Annotated in this window: 18 protein-coding genes and 2 tRNA genes; 13 read left to right on the top strand and 7 right to left on the bottom strand. The window is 30.9% G+C overall.

Features of this window, described 5'->3' with window-relative positions:
- Positions 1-50 precede the first annotated feature (50 nt).
- Complete coding sequence (locus tag ACKRLN_RS05735; protein WP_416334553.1) at positions 51-590, top strand: transposase; 540 nt, start codon at positions 51-53, stop codon at positions 588-590.
- A complete protein-coding gene (locus tag ACKRLN_RS05730) occupies positions 503-1,447 on the top strand; it encodes an IS3 family transposase (protein ID WP_416335384.1) in 945 nt (314 codons plus the stop codon). Before ACKRLN_RS05735 ends, ACKRLN_RS05730 begins: the two co-directional genes overlap by 88 nt.
- A gap of 56 nt (positions 1,448-1,503) precedes the next feature.
- Here the strand turns inward: ACKRLN_RS05730 and ACKRLN_RS05725 are convergent, their stop codons facing one another.
- Entirely contained in the window at positions 1,504-3,222 is a 1,719-nt protein-coding gene (locus ACKRLN_RS05725; protein WP_416334552.1) for a hypothetical protein, read from the bottom strand.
- The gene (locus tag ACKRLN_RS05720) at positions 3,215-4,120 is read right to left on the bottom strand and encodes an AAA family ATPase (RefSeq protein WP_416334551.1); all 906 of its coding nucleotides are present in this window, start codon (positions 4,118-4,120) and stop codon (positions 3,215-3,217) included. The genes ACKRLN_RS05725 and ACKRLN_RS05720 overlap by 8 nt, the downstream gene beginning before the upstream one ends.
- Positions 4,121-4,226: 106 nt before the next feature.
- Here ACKRLN_RS05720 and ACKRLN_RS05715 point away from each other — a divergent pair, with 106 nt between their 5' ends.
- Genes ACKRLN_RS05715 through ACKRLN_RS05705 form a run of 3 tightly spaced genes read left to right on the top strand, consistent with a single transcriptional unit; the run spans position 4,227 to position 8,308 of the window.
- Positions 4,227-4,652: a MarR family winged helix-turn-helix transcriptional regulator gene (locus ACKRLN_RS05715; protein ID WP_416334550.1), complete on the top strand. Its 426-nt coding sequence runs from the start codon at positions 4,227-4,229 to the stop codon at positions 4,650-4,652.
- A gap of 13 nt (positions 4,653-4,665) precedes the next feature.
- A complete protein-coding gene (locus ACKRLN_RS05710; protein WP_416334549.1) occupies positions 4,666-6,426 on the top strand; it encodes an ABC transporter ATP-binding protein in 1,761 nt (586 codons plus the stop codon).
- Positions 6,419-8,308 carry an ABC transporter ATP-binding protein gene (locus tag ACKRLN_RS05705; RefSeq protein ID WP_416334548.1) on the top strand — a complete coding sequence of 630 codons (1,890 nt, stop codon included), beginning with the start codon at positions 6,419-6,421 and terminating at the stop codon, positions 8,306-8,308. Before ACKRLN_RS05710 ends, ACKRLN_RS05705 begins: the two co-directional genes overlap by 8 nt.
- A 126-nt stretch (positions 8,309-8,434) precedes the next feature.
- Here ACKRLN_RS05705 and tnpA read toward each other — a convergent pair whose 3' ends face one another.
- The 3 genes from tnpA to ACKRLN_RS05690 all read right to left on the bottom strand — a co-directional run bounded on the left by tnpA (position 8,435) and on the right by ACKRLN_RS05690 (position 10,644).
- Positions 8,435-8,905, bottom strand: coding sequence for an IS200/IS605 family transposase (tnpA, locus tag ACKRLN_RS05700; RefSeq protein ID WP_416334547.1), 471 nt, complete (start codon positions 8,903-8,905; stop codon positions 8,435-8,437).
- A gap of 325 nt (positions 8,906-9,230) precedes the next feature.
- The gene (locus ACKRLN_RS05695) at positions 9,231-10,022 is read right to left on the bottom strand and encodes an ABC transporter permease (RefSeq protein WP_416334546.1); all 792 of its coding nucleotides are present in this window, start codon (positions 10,020-10,022) and stop codon (positions 9,231-9,233) included.
- Positions 10,015-10,644, bottom strand: coding sequence for an ATP-binding cassette domain-containing protein (locus ACKRLN_RS05690; protein WP_416334545.1), 630 nt, complete (start codon positions 10,642-10,644; stop codon positions 10,015-10,017). Before ACKRLN_RS05690 ends, ACKRLN_RS05695 begins: the two co-directional genes overlap by 8 nt.
- Positions 10,645-10,846: 202 nt before the next feature.
- Between ACKRLN_RS05690 and ACKRLN_RS05685 the strand changes: the two genes are divergently transcribed.
- The 7 genes from ACKRLN_RS05685 (at position 10,847) to ACKRLN_RS05655 (ending at position 15,059) form a co-directional block, all read left to right on the top strand.
- Positions 10,847-10,921, top strand: a tRNA-Gly gene (locus ACKRLN_RS05685).
- 216 nt (positions 10,922-11,137) lie between these two features.
- Positions 11,138-11,211, top strand: a tRNA-Cys gene (locus tag ACKRLN_RS05680).
- A gap of 50 nt (positions 11,212-11,261) precedes the next feature.
- Positions 11,262-11,468, top strand: coding sequence for a DUF6873 family GME fold protein (locus ACKRLN_RS05675; protein WP_416334544.1), 207 nt, complete (start codon positions 11,262-11,264; stop codon positions 11,466-11,468).
- Positions 11,435-11,941, top strand: coding sequence for a DUF6873 family GME fold protein (locus ACKRLN_RS05670; RefSeq protein WP_416335383.1), 507 nt, complete (start codon positions 11,435-11,437; stop codon positions 11,939-11,941). Before ACKRLN_RS05675 ends, ACKRLN_RS05670 begins: the two co-directional genes overlap by 34 nt.
- Before the next feature lie 61 nt (positions 11,942-12,002).
- Positions 12,003-13,286 (top strand): branched-chain amino acid transport system II carrier protein, encoded by a 1,284-nt coding sequence (brnQ, locus tag ACKRLN_RS05665; RefSeq protein ID WP_416334543.1) that lies wholly within the window; start codon positions 12,003-12,005, stop codon positions 13,284-13,286.
- Positions 13,287-13,330: 44 nt separating this feature from the next.
- On the top strand, positions 13,331-14,623 hold the full coding sequence (hisS, locus tag ACKRLN_RS05660) for a histidine--tRNA ligase (protein ID WP_416334542.1): 1,293 nt from the start codon (positions 13,331-13,333) through the stop codon (positions 14,621-14,623).
- A 73-nt stretch (positions 14,624-14,696) separates the two neighbouring features.
- The gene (locus tag ACKRLN_RS05655; RefSeq protein ID WP_416334541.1) at positions 14,697-15,059 is read left to right on the top strand and encodes a class II SORL domain-containing protein; all 363 of its coding nucleotides are present in this window, start codon (positions 14,697-14,699) and stop codon (positions 15,057-15,059) included.
- A gap of 60 nt (positions 15,060-15,119) precedes the next feature.
- Here the strand turns inward: ACKRLN_RS05655 and ACKRLN_RS05650 are convergent, their stop codons facing one another.
- Together ACKRLN_RS05650 and ACKRLN_RS05645 are read right to left on the bottom strand one after the other, a co-directional pair.
- Positions 15,120-15,737, bottom strand: coding sequence for a hypothetical protein (locus ACKRLN_RS05650; protein WP_416334540.1), 618 nt, complete (start codon positions 15,735-15,737; stop codon positions 15,120-15,122).
- Positions 15,730-16,218, bottom strand: a complete 489-nt coding sequence (locus tag ACKRLN_RS05645; RefSeq protein WP_416334539.1) for an aminoacyl-tRNA deacylase — start codon at positions 16,216-16,218, stop codon at positions 15,730-15,732. Before ACKRLN_RS05645 ends, ACKRLN_RS05650 begins: the two co-directional genes overlap by 8 nt.
- Positions 16,219-16,297: 79 nt before the next feature.
- Between ACKRLN_RS05645 and ACKRLN_RS05640 the strand changes: the two genes are divergently transcribed.
- A complete protein-coding gene (locus ACKRLN_RS05640) occupies positions 16,298-17,074 on the top strand; it encodes an MBL fold metallo-hydrolase (RefSeq protein WP_416334538.1) in 777 nt (258 codons plus the stop codon).
- The last annotated feature ends 32 nt before the right edge of the window (positions 17,075-17,106 follow it).

Genomic DNA, 17,106 nt, shown 5'->3' with positions numbered 1-17,106 from the left:
TAAAATGAGCTGAACCCCAAAATCCGGAATACGGATGGAGGGGTTTTTTCATGCCAAAATATACGAAAGAATTTAAAATTAAATTAGTACTAGAATACTTATCAGGTCAAACAGGTGGGCGACCTGCAATAGCAAACAAATACAATATACCTGATAGCACTCTAGAAAATTGGATTAACAAATATAACTCAGGAGGCTTTGGTAACTTAGCTAAAAAACAAACTAAGAATAAATTCACTAGTGAATTTAAACTATCTGTAATACAATATAGACAAAACAATAATATCTCATACAGGCAAACCGCAGAGCACTTTGATATCACTAATGGATCAGTAATATGTAACCGGGAGAAAGCATATCGAGAACGTGGTTTATCTGGATTAGAAGATAACAGAGGAAGGCCTAAGAAAGATATGTCTAAATCAAAAAAGAAATCAAAGAACGAAAAACCAATAGTTGAGTCTGAAAGAGAAGAACTAATAAGACTTAGAGAAGAAAATAAATATCTAAAGATGCAAATACTATTCGAAAAAAAGTTTCAAGCCTTGCTACTAGAAGAGGAAGCAGAAGCAAGGAAAAAACAAAGATAATACTTCATCTTCTTAAAGAACATCCTGAAACAAAAGCAAGTGAATGGATAAAAGTAGCTAAGCTTGCTAAATCTTCATACTATGAGTGGAAAATTAAATTAGAAAATCCAGAAGACAAAGATAAAGAAGTAAAAGAAGAAATTAAATTAGTAGTTAAAAAAACTAAAGGTAGATATGGCTACAGAAGAGTAAGTACAGTTCTAAGAAACAAAGGCTTAATAGTAAATCATAAAAGAGTTCTTAGAATCATGAAACAAGAAGGGTTACTCTGTACTAAATTTAAAACTAGGTCAAGAAAATACTCATCATACAAGGGTCAAGTAGGTAAAATAGCTTCTAACGTAGTTAATCGTAACTTTAAAGCCAGTAGACCTAATAGGCTATGGTTAACAGATATAACTGAATTTAGAATTAAAGGTCATGAAGATAGACTCTACCTATCACCAATACTAGATGCATACAATAGCGAGATAATTAGCTATACACTAAGTCATCACCCAACAATTAAACTGACCAACTCAATGTTAGACAAAGCAATAAAAGGTATTAGTTCTAAAGACAATTTAGCAATACACTCAGACCAAGGATTCCATTACCAACATAGTTCATGGTCTAGTAAACTAAGAAAACTAAATATAATACAAAGTATGTCAAGAAAAGGGAATTGTCTAGACAATTCTCCGATGGAAAACTTCTTTGGTATACTAAAACAAGAAATGTACTATGGTGTAGAATTTACAAGTTATGATCAATTAAGAAAAGAAATAGAATTATATATAAAATGGTACAACGAAGACAGGATTAAGACAAAATTAAACGGAATGTCCCCTGTTGATTACAGATTACATTCCGCTTAAAATATTATTAAGTTATTCCGTGTTTATGGGTTCAGCTCAAAAATCCTGCTGCTTTTTTAGTTTAATATTTGATTTTTCATAAAAATTGAAACAATTTTACTAAAATTTTCTAGATTTGTAATTCTTACAAAATCTCTATTATAGATGAGTTTTGCATTTTCTACATCTTCATCTTCGCCAGTGAAAACTCCAAGGACTGAAACATTATCATTTCTTAAATTCCTAATTTCAAAGGCTGTGTCATCAATTGCAATTTGTCCAGTGTATTGGTCTTTATCTTTAAGTTTTACTGTATTTATATTTGCCTTTTCATCATTCGGTTTTCCATCTGAAAGGACTATTACTATATGACGGGTATCTTCGTCTGGATCGATGAGATGGTGGAGTGTTCTAAAGGCTAGTCCATCGCGGTTTGATCCTGCTGCAAAAAAATTATATATTTCAGTATTTTTATGCTTTTCCTTATAGTCACGGAAAACATTAAAAATTGTATGATCGCGGAGGGTAGAAAAGCTTGTTACACGAATAGGAATTCCTACTTCATCCATTGATTTTGAAATAATATAAGCTTGATTGGCCACAATATGTTGACGTTCGATTTGGCTTGCTGATGCATCAAGGATTAAGTCCACCTTAAATTTTGTAATCTCATCGTTTTCTTGGTTTAAAAATACATCATAATCATGTATTACTGGAGCTCTCCATACTTTTGTAGGATCAATAATCCCGTAGTCCTTGCTTACATCTACAAAATCTTCAAAAGTAGCTAAAGAATTTTTTATAGCAAGGGAAAGCTCATTTATATTTCTGTGGTTGATTGCAAAATTATTTTCTATATAGCGTTTATTTCTTTCATATTGCTCGCGCCTATTTTCTTTATAAAATCTTGCATTTGGTTTTTGTGTGTATTCTCCCTTGGTAAAGTAAAGTTTTTTGTTGGAATGGATGCCAGTTGCAACTTCTTTTTCAATTTTTTCAATCTGACCTAAGGGTAAAATTGGTTTTCCAAAAAAATCTTCTATAAATTCGCTAGAAGAGTGGTAGTCATCATTTGAAGAATTCATAAACATCAAGTTTTTGTTCAAATCTTCTTTTCTATCTTCATAGTAGATTAATCCGGTAAATTCCGCTGCACCGATTCCAAACTGTTCATCTATATTTTCATCGCTATATTCTTTTGGGCTATCATCATCAGATTCAAACTCTTTTGGCTGATTTTCTTCTACCATTTTTTCAAAAAGCTCTTCGTCTTCTTTTGCTCTTTCAAAATTGAAATAAGTTTTAAAGACTTCGTTGAGCTCATCTATTAATACATTGGTATCAGTAGTATAGATTCTAAAAACAGCTTCGTAAATTGACCTAAAAACTGGTCCTTCCACAATAGGTTTATTAAAAACTTTGCCATAATATGCTTTTTCCATTTGCTCTATAAGATTATCAGGCTGGTGGAAGTTATATCTGTGTAGTTTTTTACGGGCATATTCTTTTTGCAAATCGTCAATGACTAAGTTTTGTTTACTAAGCTCTTTAAAAGCTATTTCTTCTATCAAGAGATTTGTTATAAATTTAAACTCTTCATAGAAAGGATTTTCTTTATTTAGATAAGCAAAAAAAGAGTTTAATATTTTTGTATCAAAAGTTTTGATAGTATATCCCAAAATGATATTTTTATAAAGTTCATCCATTGGATAGGACTTATTAGGTGTAAATCTATAGTTTTTTGCAAAATCCCAAATAATATTATATTCTCGGACCTTATCAAGAGATTCAGTCATTAAATACACTCTCTTCTATGCTTGGGGGTACTTTTGTTTTTATAGTATCAATTACTATTTGTCTTTCAAATTCATCGAAAGATTTATTAGCAAGTCCCATAAGAATTGCATCAAATGGATTTAATCCCACTTCCATAGTTTCAATTGCAGAAATCAATCCGCGAAGGTCAACAGATTTGGTAGATATTTCATTGTTTTCACTTTTAAATTGAAGTGAGATAAACATATCCAAAAATGCATTTCTATATTTTTCTTTGAGTTTTGGGAAAGTATCCATGAGCAATTGATCTAGGTTCTCGCGTGTAATATTTGGCATATTTATAATCATAAACCTTGAAGCAAGGGCTTCGTTTACCTCACGAGTGCCCACATATCCGTAGTTCATGGTTGCAATAAATCTGGTGTTTGGATCTAGATTTATTTTTTCGTAACCCGGAAGGTCAATAATTCTTCTATGATCCAGGGTTGCATGTAAAACAGAAATTGCTTCGTTTTTTGCCATATTTATCTCATCAAGTACTGCAAAGCCACCCTTTGTAGCTGCTTCATAGATAGGTCCTTTTCTAAATACAACTTCTCCATCCTTAAAGGTATCAGATCCAATTAGGGAATTAAAGTCCGTATTTACGTGAAAAGAAACATTCCAAGATGGTCTAGCAAATAAATAAGCCAAATTTGATGAAAGTACGTTTTTTCCTGTAGCTTTTGCACCTGTTAGCAAAATATTTTTACCAGCTAGTATTGCCGAAATAGCTTGCTCTAGTACTTCCTTACCATAGTATTTGAATTCTGGTTCGCTAACTCTTGGATCATCGAACAATCCATTTTTTTCTCTATATATTTCAACTTGTTTTATAAGATTTTTATCAACATTTTGTTTTTCTAAGTATTCAATCATTTTTACTCCTTTTAACCATAATATTATACAATTTATTTGCAAAAATTCACTTGACAAAGTCCATTTATAGACTATATTATATTAGTATTTATGAGGAGGTCTCAAATTGGACGAAAAAACATGCGAAATATTCGATATATTTTCCCTACTTAGAAAGATTAATGGTCTAAATAAACAAAGGGTAGAGAGTTTTGGTCTGAATAATCTTGAAAGCATCATCTTATTTCATATAGATAAGATAGATAATTTAACCCAAAAAGATTTGGTAAATAAGCTCCAAATACCCAAGCAAACCGTAAATAGTAAAATCTTAAATCTAAAAGAAAATGACCTTATTACTATGCAAGGGTCTACATCTGATAAAAGAATAAAAACTTTGGTTTTAACAAAAAAAGGAGAAGATGAAGTAAGAAAGATAAATGAAGCCTTATCTTTATCCAACCAAAAAATTTATGACGACTTGGGAGAAGAAAGCATACAATCGATAAAAGAAAATCTAAATCAATTAATCGTAACTTTAGAAAAAATATAAATTAGGAGGTAATATGAATAGCTTAAAAGAGTTTAATGATGCTTATTCCTATCTAAAGCAGTATTTAAACCAGTATAAGAAAAATAGATTAATTTCTATGCTGATGACAGTACTAGAAACTATTTTTGAACTTTTAATTCCTGCAGTAATGGGGATTATTTTAAATGAAGTAATTTATCAAAAAGATCCAAGGCAGGCTTTAAAATATGGTCTTATAATTATAGTTTTATCCCTGCTATGTATGTTTACAGGTATAAAAGCTTCAAAGAATGCAGGTCTTACATCTACTGGTCTTTCTAATAATGTTAGAAAGGCACAATTTAGAAAAATTCAAGATTTTGCCTTTGAGGATTTTGAATATTTTGGAGTGCCATCACTTTTAACAAGGTTAACAACAGATATGCAGTCCCTATCTCAATCAACTTTTATGACTACAAGATTTGTTATAAAAACAGTAGTAATGGCGATAGTTTCCTTTATCCTTGCCTTCAATACTAGCTCAAAATTATCAATTATATTCTTGATATTAATGCCAATATTAGTAATTATTTTATTAAGCATCACATCAAGAGCTATACCAAAATTTAGGCAAACTCGTAAGCAATATGATAAATTAAACCAAGTTATTGAAGAAAACTTAAACAATATGAGAGTTATAAAATCCTTTGTTAGAAAAAAATATGAAATAGAAAAATTTGCCGGGGCAAATGAAGAAATGTTTAAACTAGCTGATAGCTCAGAAGGATCCATTTCTTATGTTTTCCCAACAGCCAATGCAATTTTATATGCAGCTTTTGTTGCCTTAACTTGGTTTGGTGGGATTGAAATTATAAATGGAAGACTTGGAGTAGGAGACCTTGTTTCATTTAATATGTATGCCATGATGCTATTAGGTTCCCTAATTGGTTTATCAATGGTAATCACCATGTTAATGGCAGCATCACCGTCAGTAACCCGTGTAAAAGAAGTATTAACCAGAGAAATTTCTATGGATAATAGCGACAAAGTAGAAGGTCTTACATTAGATGATGGTTCTATTGATTTTGATAATGTAAGCTTTAAATACGAAGAAGATTCTGATGCTTACCAATTAAAAAATGTGAACTTACACATTAAATCTGGAGAGGTAATAGGTATCCTAGGGCCAACTGGTTCAGCAAAATCAACCCTTGTTCAGTTAATTCCAAGACTTTATGATATTACAGACGGTAATTTAAAAGTCGGAGGTCATGATATAAAAGATTATGATCTAAAAACTTTAAGAGATGCCGTAACCATAGTTTTACAAAAAAATACCCTATTTTCAGGAACAATTATCGACAACTTAAAATGGGGAGATCCAGATGCTAGTTTTGAAGAAGTAGTAGCAATGGCAAAAATCGCCCAAGCAGATGAATTTATCAACGAAAGAAATGATGGATACCAATCAGAGCTTGGTCAAGGTGGTACAGGAGTATCGGGTGGACAAAAGCAAAGATTAACCATAGCAAGATCACTACTTAAAAAACCAAAAATATTAATCCTTGATAACTCAACAAGTGCAGTTGATACCAAAACAGAAGCAAATCTTCTAGAAGGATTTAACAAACTAGATGAGGATATGACACAAATTATCATTTCTCAAAGACTTTCATCATTTGACCATGCAGATAGGATTGTAATCATGGACAATGGCCAAATATCTGATATTGGTACTGCTGATGAGCTTTATCAAAGAAATGAAATTTATAGGATGACTTATGATATACAACAAAAAGGAGGGGAAGATGAGTAAAGAAAATTTAGAAAACAAAACAAAAGAATTTAAAATGTCTACTGACAAAAAATCTCAAGGTTTTGACTGGGCTTCCCTAAAAAAACTTTTTGACTATTTATTTGATCACAAATGGCAATTAGTAGTAGTCTTCATATGTGTAATACTATCAGCAGTTACCCAAGTTTGGGGTATTTCTATGATGCAACCAATCATAGATAATAGCATTTTAAAAGCTGATATAAATGGACTAAGAGCTGGCGTAATAAAAATGGCTATTATTTACTTAATTTCAGTAGTAACAACATTTATTTACAACAGACTAATGATCCGTATAGGTCAAAGATCAATTAGAAATCTTAGAAATGATTTATTTATCAAGATTCAAAAGATGCCTATAAACTTTTTTGACACAAACCAACACGGTCAAATAATGAGTAGATTTACAAATGATACTGACACACTTTCTCAGTCACTATCATCAACATTACCAACTCTTATCAGATCAATTTTGATGATTATCGGTACAGTTGTGGTTATGATTAGCCTTTCTCCAATCCTTACTCTTGTAATGTTTGTGGGGCTGGTTATTATGGTCTTAGTTTTAAAAAATATTGTCAGCAAGACTGGAAGATTATTTAAAGAATCACAAAAAAATGTATCAATACTTCATGGTTTTGATGAAGAAATGCTATCTGATCAAAAAGTTATAAAAGTCTTTAATAAAGAAAATGACATAATTAATGAATTTGATCAAAAATCAGAAAATCTAAGATCATCTATGGCAGAAGCTATGGTAAATGCCGGAAAAATGATGCCATTTTTAGTAAACTCAATAAATATTATGTATGCTATTCTTGCGGTAATTGGAGTTGTGCTAACAATCAATGGTAATATAACAGTTGGTATTTTAGCAACATTTTTAACAACGGCTAGACAACTTCAAGCACCTATTTCAAATATATCCCAACAAGCAAATGCAGTATTTTCTGCTATGGCTGGAGCTGGCCGTATATTTGAAATAATCGATATGCCAATTGAAGAAGATACTGGTTATATCGAACTTATAAATGCTCGTATAGATGAAAATGGCAATGCTATTGAGTGTACAGGAGATAGATGCTATTCTTGGACATGGCTTGAAGATGGCAAGAGAGTTTATAAACAACTTGAGGGTAGAATTGACTTTGAACATGTAGATTTTTCTTACAATGGCAAAGATAAAATCTTAAAAGATGTAACATTTTATGCAAATCCAGGTGAAAAAATCGCCTTTGTAGGTTCAACTGGAGCTGGTAAAACAACCATTACAAATGTAATAACTAGATTTTATGAAATCGATGAAGGTTCAATAAAAATTGATGGCATTGATACAAGAAATATTAAAAAAGACCATCTAAGAAAAGCTTTTGGTATGGTGCTCCAAGATGTAAATTTATTTACAGAAAATGTTAATGAAAATATTAGATACGGAAAATTAGATGCAAGTTACGAAGAAATCCTAGATGCCGCAAAACGAGCTGGAGCAAATGGATTTATCAATAGACTTCCTGAAGGATATGAAACAGAAATTAATGGAGATGGATCTTCACTTTCAGATGGACAAAATCAATTAATATCTATATCTAGAGCAGCGGTTGCAAATCCTCCAATGCTTATTTTAGATGAAGCTACAAGCTCAATTGATACTACAACTGAAATTAAAGTTACAAAAGCTATGGATAAACTAATGGAAGGAGCAACTTCTATAGTCATTGCCCACAGACTTTCCACAATTCAAAATGCTGATGTAATCATGGTTATGGAGCAAGGTAGGATTATAGAAAGAGGTAACCACGACCAGTTAATGGAAAAACGTGGCACATACTATCAATTATATACCGGTGCTTTGGAACTGGACTAATCAGAACTACCAGCTTAGCTGGTAGTTTCCACAGCGCCTATAAGGCGCGAATACCGGCACGCCCCTACTGGGGCTCCGAGTATTCTCCACATGCAACACTATCCCAGCTACTGCTTAAGCAGTTATTTATTTGCTCTTTGGTACTGACTCACCCGTAAACGGGTCATAATATTCCTTTAAGCTGATTTGGTCTGAATAATAATCTTCTTTTAATTGATTTTGTATATATTCTTTTATCATCTTTTCATTTCGTCCTACTGTATCAACATAGTAACCTCTACACCAGAAATGTCTGTTTCCATATTTATATTTCAAATTGGCATGACGATCAAATATTATTAATGAACTTTTCCCTTTTAGATATCCCATTATTTCTGATATACTATATTTTGGTGGTACTTCTATCAACATATGAACATGATCTACACAAAGCTCAGCTTCTATTATATTTATTCCTTTACGTTGACATAATTCTCTAAGTATTTGACCTATATCTTTTTTTAGTTTTCCATATATTGCTTGCCTTCTGTATTTTGGTGCGAACACTACATGATATTTACATCTCCATTTGGTGTGTGATAAACTATTCTTGTCCATTAAATTCTCCTTGTTTTAATTGTGCATGTGGTTATCACAATTATATATCAAGCGAGAATTTTTTGGCTTGAAGCTAAAGCTAAATTCCTCCACCTGCATAGCAGGTGGTTTATTGTTTCACTCACATTCGTTCGTTCAACTCACTTAAGTGAACAATAAAAAAATCGCTCATATTGGGCGATTTTTTACATAAGTTTTATATTCTTTTTACCATAATTTTACTTAATCATTGTTTAATTAGGTTATATAAATAATGTAAGGACAAAGAATTTCGCAACCCTATGACTTACATAAAAAGAGCACCATTGGGTGCTCTTTTGTGATTTTATTTATCATTTGCCACTAATTGGCATTGGTCGTTAAAGAATCTTTTGTAACCAAGACGTAAGAAGAAGAATACGCAAATGGTTACAGAACTTAAGATTGCAGTCATAATTGCAATTTGGTATCTAATAGCAATTAGAGGTGAGACTCCACCTAAGATTTGACCGGTCATCATACCAGGTAGGGTAATAATTCCCATATTTTTTATACCATTTAGACTTGGAGTGATGGCTGTATCAAATGAATCTTGAATAATATTATCCATAGCCATACGAGGAGAGGCTCCAAGCATCAAAGCTCCTTCTATATTTACTCTTTTATTTTCAATTGATCTTAGCATTTGATTTAGAGCAAGATTTATACCAGTCATCGAGTTTCCTATAATCATTCCCCCAAGTGGTATTAGATATTGTGGGTCATAAATAGGATCTGGTCTTACTACAATTAGTAGGAAAAATACTAGGGTGAAAATTGTACCTATTAGTTGGGCAATAACTATAGCTCTGATTAAGCCTTTTGATAATTGCCCTTTTTTTGATGAAACAATATTAAAGATTGCAAAAAATTCCATTAAAAGAATCATCAGTGTTGATAAAATAATAGATGAGCTGTCAAAAATATAAACTAAAACAAAACCAGCTATAAATAGCTGCACGGTCATTCTAACAGTACCGATTATAAATTCTTTATTTCGATTTAGTCCGTTAAAAGAAGTAATAATCATGGCAAGTATTACAAAAACGTAAGTTAAAAGCATTTGGCTATTGCTCAAATTTATTACAGAATTATCCATTATTAACTATCCCATCTACAATTTTTATAACTCTGTCGCTATATTTTTCAGCCATAGAGTTTGAGTGTGTAACATAAATAATAGTTTTATTTTGAGATTTAGCCATATCAACCATTGATTTTATAACAAAATCTTCTGTGATATCATCAAGAGCAGAAGAAGGTTCATCTAGCAAGAAAATATCAGAATCTAAAAGCATAAGACGGGCAATAGAAACTCTTTGTTGCTCACCACCAGATAAATTTTCGATATTTTTATCAAGGGGTTCATCAAGGTTAACTTTATCCAAGGCATTTTGAAGATCACTATCGCTTACTTCATTTTTTCCTTGAAATTTTCTTCCCATTAGAAGATTATCACGAATGCTTCCTGGAAAGCTTACAGGACTTTGAGAAAGCATAGGAACTTTTCTTCTATATTCAACTGAGTTCATATTTGCAATATTTTCCCCATTTAGACTGATGATGCCTGTTGTTGGAGAAATTAATTTATTAATAAGTCTAAGCAAAGTTGACTTGCCAGACCCGCTGGGTCCTATGATACAAGTAACCTCACCGAGATTGATAGTCAGATCATCAATATCGATGATGTCATTATATTTAACATGTTCAAATTTAAACATAATATCCTCAATTCATTTATAATATTTATCTAATATATTGTATAATAATCAAGGCGAAATGCAAGAATAGAATTTGACAAATAATCTTAAAAAGCTTAGAATAAATTAGTATTCAAATTTAAGAAAACATCAAATTTAAATTAAGAAAAAATAAAAAAAACTTTACAAAATAAAATTTTAGATGTATAATGTAGCAGTACATGCGGATGTGGCTCAGTGGTAGAGCATCGCCTTGCCAAGGCGAGGGTCGCGAGTTCGAATCTCGTCATCCGCTCCAATTTGCGCCAAATGGCGCTCGATATTTTATTAAAAGTAGAATATCAATTTAATCGAAAATACCAGGTGGCGTTAATTGTTCTTTTACTAGAATAATTGCTCGTTTCTTGGTTGTTTTTGTTTTTAAAAGAAGATAGTCCTTAACTAGGTAAATGGGCTTTCGTGCTTTGCACGACCATTCCATGGAGGGTCCTCAACTAGCCGGACGGGCTTGTACGGCGCCATAGCCAAGTGGTAAGGCAGAGGTCTGCAACACCTTTACCCCCAGTTCAAATCTGGGTGGCGCCTCCAAAACATAACTCTCATTTTAATTAATGAGAGTTTTTTTATTGAGGAGTTTTATGTTTATTATTAGTCACAAATCTACAATTGAATTCAAAGATTTTTTACATAAGAATAATTTTAACTTTATTGAAACTATTGATAATCCAAATCTGGATCCTAGGATTGCTGATCATCCTGATTTGTCTATTTTTAATCTCGATGGTGAAAATATGGTTATTGATAAGTCTGTATTTGTTTATTATCAGGAAAGCTTACTAATATAAATCTCATTGCTGGTGAGAGTGTAGAAACTAAATATCCTTATGATTCTCTTTACAATATTTATAAGGGGACTGATTTTTATATTCACAACGAATTTACGGAAAAAAATATATCTACTTATTTAAAAAATAAAAATATCAAACATTATCTTATAAAACAAGGATATACTAGGTGTTCTCTTGTACCCATGAGGGATAAAGTATTGACTGCTGATTATGGGATTTTTAAGGCTTTGAAAGATAAAATTGATATTGTTTTACTAAAGGAGGAAAACATTGCTCTTGATGGCTTTGATAATGGATTTTTAGGTGGGACTTGTGGATTTTTTGATGATACTTTGATTTTTAATGGTAATATTGAAAAGCTTAATAGCTTTGATATTATAAGAAATGAAGCTAATAAGTCTGGAATTAAGCTTTTGTATCCTACTAACTCAAAACTTTTGGATACTGGATCTATTTTATTTTCCAATTAATAGATAATTATAAAAATAAAAGTATAATTATAAATAGTTTTATAATTATAGGAGTTTTATTTTGGATATTTTATTTATAGGATTTGCATTATTTTCTTTATTTTTTGGAGCAGGAAATTTAATTTTTCCACCTTTTTTAGGTAGAACTTATGGGTCAAATTGGCTTATTGCAAGCATTGGGTTTATATTAACTGGTGTTGGACTTGCTTCTGTTGCTGTTTATTCTATGGCTAAGAAAAACGGGGATATCAAAGAATTTACAAAAGTTGGTGGAGAAAAATTAGGAAATCTTGTTTTATTAATTATTTCAGTTGTAATTGGTCCACTAGGTGCAATACCGCGTACGGCTGCTACTAGTGGGGAAGTTATGATAGCTTCTGGGATAAATATTTCCTATAATTTATTTATCATTTTATTTTTTGGTCTTACTTTAATATTTATACTGACAGACAATAAATTAATTGACTTAATAGGAAAATATTTAACACCACTTTTACTAGTTGTTTTATTTTTTATGATCATTTCTGAAATTGTCAATCCAATTGGAAATCCATCCATAAGTTCAATGACAAAGGTACATACATTTACAAAATCAGTTGTTGAAGGCTATAACACTATGGATGCCTTGGCTTCAATTGTTTTTGCACCAATTGTGATTAAGTTTTTGATAGAAAAAGGCTATGAAAATGATATTAGAAGAAAAACGGTTCAAGTAATTTTAGTTGCTGCGACAGGATTAGTTTTAGTTTACCTCTCCCTTACATATTTAGGAGCAACAAGTACAGAGTCTCACAATGATATTAATTCGCGTGTTCAACTTTTAATCATCCTTGCTAGATCAATTTTAGGATCATTTGGAAAATATATTTTGGCAGCTATTATAGTTTTAGCGTGTTTTACAACATCTGTTGGCCTTACAAGTTCAATTTCAGATATGTTTACTAAAATTTTTGATGACAAGATTTCCTACAATACCACCGCTATTATTGTAATAATAATTTCAATTATCCTGTCAATGGTTGGAGTGGACGGGATAATTAACTTAACAATGCCCCTTTTAACCTTTATTTATCCCATAGTTTTGGTGATGATTATACTAAATCTGCTAAATTATAATTTAAGTAAATCTTATCGTAAAATTATATTGGGATTAACTGGAACAATTTCCTTAATACAAAGTCTTAGCATGTACATTTCAATGCTAAGTTCAAGTATGGGTTCTGATTTTGAGAAATTAATAGCCTGGTTGCCACTTTATGATTATGGTTTTCCATGGCTAGTACCCTTTATATTTTTATTTGTAATAGGACTTTTTAATAGAGAAAAAAGCTCGACTTTAGTCTAATAATCATTTATGTTATAATTGTAAAAAAGCTTAGGAGAGAATAGATGGATATTATTAAACCTTCAACAATTGCTGGAGTTATGGAGTTACTTCCTGACGAGCAAGCAGTTTTTGACAGGATGAAAAATACAATAGAAGACACATTTAAAGATTTTGGATTTTCAGCAATCGACACACCTGCAATAGAAAAAAATGAAATTTTATTTGCAAAAGGTGGAGGGGAAACTGAAAAGCAAATTTTTGAAATAGCAAGTGATTCAAAAGATATGAGCTTACGTTTTGATCTTACAGTTCCACTTGCAAGATATGTTTCAGAACATTTATCAGATCTAAATTTCCCTTTTAAACGCTATCAAATTGGCAAAGTGTACCGTGGTGAGCGTAACCAAAAAGGTAGATATAAAGAATTTTATCAAGCAGATATTGATATTATAGGTCATAATGATCTTTCTATTTATAATGATGCATTGCTTGCTAGAGTTATCTTTGAAGCCTTTAATAGAATAAATTTTCCAAATATTACCTTTCATATCAATAATAGAAAATTATTAAATGGATTTTTCAAATCTCTTGAAATCGAGGATAGCACTGAGGTTTTAAGAACTATTGATAAAAAAGATAAGATTGGTATAGATAAAACCAAGACACTTCTTACAGAAATAATTGGCGAAGATAAGGCTAATAAAACCCTAGAATTTATAAATGCAGATAATCAAAATACTGAGATTTTAGATAATCTAGCAGGTTTTGCTGATAATGATTTATTTAAAGAAGGCCTGGAAGAATTAAAAACCGTTTATGATTACATGATCAAATTTGGAATAGATGATAAAAATATCAAAATTGACCTTTCTATCACACGTGGCCTTGATTATTATACATCCACAGTTTATGAAACATTTATAAATGGTTACGAATCAATTGGATCAGTTTGCTCTGGTGGTAGATATGAAAATCTTGCTAGAAACTTCACCAAACAAAACTTGCCAGGTGTAGGAATGTCTATTGGGCTTACAAGATTATTTTATCAACTTCAAGAACTTGGCTTGGTTGAAGAAGAAAAATCATCAAAGATTGATTATCTAATCCTACCAATGGATAAAGAATATCATTTTTATGCTATAGATGTCCTACACAAGCTTAAAGCACAAGGCAAAAAAGCAGATATATTCTTAGAAGATGGTAAATTTAAGAAGAAAATTAATTATGCAGATAAGGTAAATGCTAAGTATGCTGTCATAATTGGTGAAGAAGAAGCTTCCAAAAATGAAGTATCTATCAAAAATATGGAGACTGGTGAACAATTTAATAAAAATATCGAGGATTTGGACTTTTAATCATTGATTTTATTTCAAATTCTTGATATATTTGTTATAGATAATGTTTTATCAAAAAAATTTGGAGGTACATATGAGTAAATTAACAGAAACAGTACAAACTGGTGATTGGGCAAGCGAAAAACACGTTCCAGAAATTGATTTCGAAAACGTTGAAAATGGCAAAGTAAGAATCAGAGCAGCAGTTGGTAGTGAAATCGAACACCCAAATACTTTAGAACACCACATTGCATGGATTAAAGTTTTCTTCAAAGCTGAAGGATCACAATTCCCAGTTGAAATTGCTTCATCTGAATTTACAGCTCATGGAGAAGAAGATTTATTCACAATCCCATGTGCAACAGGATATATAAAAGCAGACAAAAAAGGTACAATCTACGCACTAAGCTATTGTAACATCCATGGTCTATGGGAAAATTCTGCAGAATTAAACTAATTTAGTTTTATCAGACAAGTTTATGCTTGTCTGATTTTTTATATAAAAAATCTTCCAAAGCTAATTTGATGGGAGATTTTTATTGATATTTGTAATAGTTTTTAAATTGCTTGAAAGATCATATATTGCTTTTACATTTGAATAATCTTTGGGGTTATTCTCTTTTATATAATCGCATAGGTCCATCATCCAAACTAAGATATATTTGTTAAGATAAAAGGCTTGGATACCATTTGCAAGAATCGATCTTCTGCCATTTATTACAATATCATTGCGAATTTCTTTAAAAAACTTGGTCCAATATTTATTTGATGCCTCATTTATAATTAAAGATTCGATTAAAGTTTTGAGGGCCATTATGTATTTTTCATCTATAGGATTAATATAAAAATCTATAACTCCATCATGGTTTAAAATTATATCCTCATTTGCTTTTAAGTTTTCATAGCTACTAAGATATTTTTCTCTATTAAATCCTTCAAAAAAATTTGGATAAAGTCCGTAGGGGAAATTTGAAATTTTAATTGTATCTTTTAAAAATTCTAATTCTTCATTTCCATTATCGAAACTCGCTATAAATATGGGTGATAAGGTAACTAAGAGTCTTAACCTATTATTATTCTCATCATTTTTAAAAGAAAATTTTATATAATCCGTATTTTTTTTAATATCAATCATTTTTTTGTATTACATCAAAAAATCGGCCACCGTTTGCTCTAGCTAAGTCTTCTGCTTTAAGTTTTATGCTATGGCCAACTTTGCCAGCAGATACTTTTATAAATTCGTGGTCTTTTGCACTCTCATCAATTACAACATCATAATCTTTTTTCATAGCAAGACTAGTTGTAGCTCCTCTTTCATAACCGATTTTGGATTTTAAATCTTTTAAAGGCAGCATTTCTAGAGATTTCACTCCAACACACTTACTAGCTTTTTTAAAGTCAATATTTTCAGCACCTGGGATTACAAAGATAAAAATATCATTTGTATTAGATACTGTGGCAAGAGTTTTATACACCACGCTTATGTCTTGGTGTGTTTCTTCTGTTAGGTCAATTGTAGATTTAAATTCACCTTCAAAACCATAATCTATATGTTCGTAAGCTATATTTAGATTGTCTAATGCGCGCATGGCGTTTGTTTTTACTTCTTTTTTCATAAAAATCACTTCCTTTTTTTCATTATACTCGAACATTACTATCTTTATGGGTATAAGTTTTTAAAGAATGGAGAATATTATGAAAGATGGAATTATAATTACTTATGTTTACCACTCTTGCTATACAGTAGAGACTAAAGATTTATTTATTATTTTTGATTATTACAAGGGTCTTTTAGACATTCCTGAAAATAAACAAGTGGTATTTATATCAACCCACGCACATAGCGACCACTACACATCAGAAATATTAAAAGTACCTGAGATGGAAGATAAGACTTATATACTAAGCTCAGATATTGGCAAATTGCCATCCAATGAAAATATTATATATATTAGAGACAATAAGCTTTCTATGGATCAGCTAAAGAGCCTTTACAATTCAAAAAATGTACAATTTGTAAATAAAAATAATACTTATAATATAAAACTTAACAATGGTCAAAATTTAAGGATTAAAACTTTTGGATCAACAGATAAGGGAATTTCAATTTTGCTTTATGTTGATGATATGACTATCTTCCATGCTGGTGATCTAAATTATTGGGCTTGGCCGAAAAATGATACTGAAACAATGCAAAAAGAATATGATGACTTTATGGTAGAAGTAGAAAAAATAAAAAAAGAACCAGTAGATATTGCATTTTTTCCAGTAGATCCAAGACTTGATGAAAATTATTACAAGGGTGGGGATATCTTTATAAAAGAAGTAGAACCTCAAATATTTTTCCCAATGCATTTTGCTGACAATTTTGAAATTAGCAAGAAATTTAAAGGAGATTTTTCTTATGAAAACACGGATGTTAGGGAGATAACTAAGGAAAATCAAAAATTTGTTATAGACACAGATAACTAGAAATAATATGATATAGTTATTGAACTTAAGGA

The sequence above is a fragment of the Anaerococcus sp. AH8042_DFU013_CI05 genome, assembly GCF_047936775.1.
Taxonomy (GTDB): Bacteria; Bacillota; Clostridia; order Tissierellales; family Peptoniphilaceae; genus Anaerococcus.
This window is presented reverse-complemented; position numbering and strand designations above follow the sequence as displayed.